Origin of the sequence: Streptomyces sp. WAC04114 (assembly GCF_019733245.1) — a bacterium.
Taxonomy (GTDB): domain Bacteria; phylum Actinomycetota; class Actinomycetes; order Streptomycetales; family Streptomycetaceae; genus Streptomyces; species Streptomyces massasporeus_A.
In genome coordinates this window covers 1-767 of the sequence record NZ_JAIGQA010000396.1, presented here as the reverse complement: position 1 = coordinate 767, position 767 = coordinate 1, and the positions used below count along the sequence as shown (strand labels likewise).

General features: G+C 76.5%; 2 pseudogenes. Both read right to left on the bottom strand.

The annotated features are described in order from the left end of the window. Window positions 1-634: pseudogene (locus K4G64_RS41260) on the bottom strand (zinc ribbon domain-containing protein); the annotation flags it as partial. Next, window positions 631-767, bottom strand: a pseudogene (locus tag K4G64_RS40910) (phage tail protein); the annotation flags it as partial. The pseudogenes K4G64_RS41260 and K4G64_RS40910, both read right to left, overlap by 4 nt.

The window sequence follows — 767 nt, the reverse complement described above, 5'->3', positions numbered from 1 at the left end:
CCGCGGACCACCGCCCCGGGACACCCGCCGACGGGGTCGTTTCGTCGGCGGGTGTCCCGGGGCGGTGGTCCGCGGGCTGCGCGAAGGCGGTGCCGGGTTCCGGGCCCTGTGTGGCTCGGGCGGAGGCTTCTTCCGTGGTGCCGGGAACCGGTGGAGCGGTGGTGCGGCTCGCCGTGGTGTGCGCTGCGGTGGCCGGACCTGTGCGGTCCCGGGGGGTGCGGGGGAGGCCCGCACCTCCGTCCGGGCGGGAGAAGGCGTCCCAGCCGGGGTGGGCGTCGGCGGGTGCAGGTGCGGATGCGGGTGCGGCGGATACGGACGCGGGTGCGGATGCCGATGTGGGTGCGGATGTCGATGCCGGTGTGGCTGGTGTGGCGGATATCGCGGGTGTGGCGGGTGTGGCGGATGCGGTCGGGGACGGCGTGGTGCCTGCCGCGCCTGCCGCGCCACCGGCCGCACCGGCCGCATCGGCGGCACCGGTTGATCCGGAGCCGCGGGCGGCGTCGTCGGGGCCGGCGTTTCCGGCGGTGCGGGCGGCGCCGTCCGTCCAGCTCAGTACCGACCCGCATGCGTCGCAGAACGACTGGCCCGGTTCCGCGCGGGTGCCGCAGTCGGCGCAGTTCTGGGGGGTCGTCATGGGTGCGGGTTCCTCTCGGGGGTGGCGGTCACCTGGACGGTGTAGGGCATGTGGGCGGGCCGGGCGGCGGACACGAGGGTGTCCAGGCGGTGCCGGTCCGCGGTGGTGGGAGCGGGCAGACGCAGGTGGACGT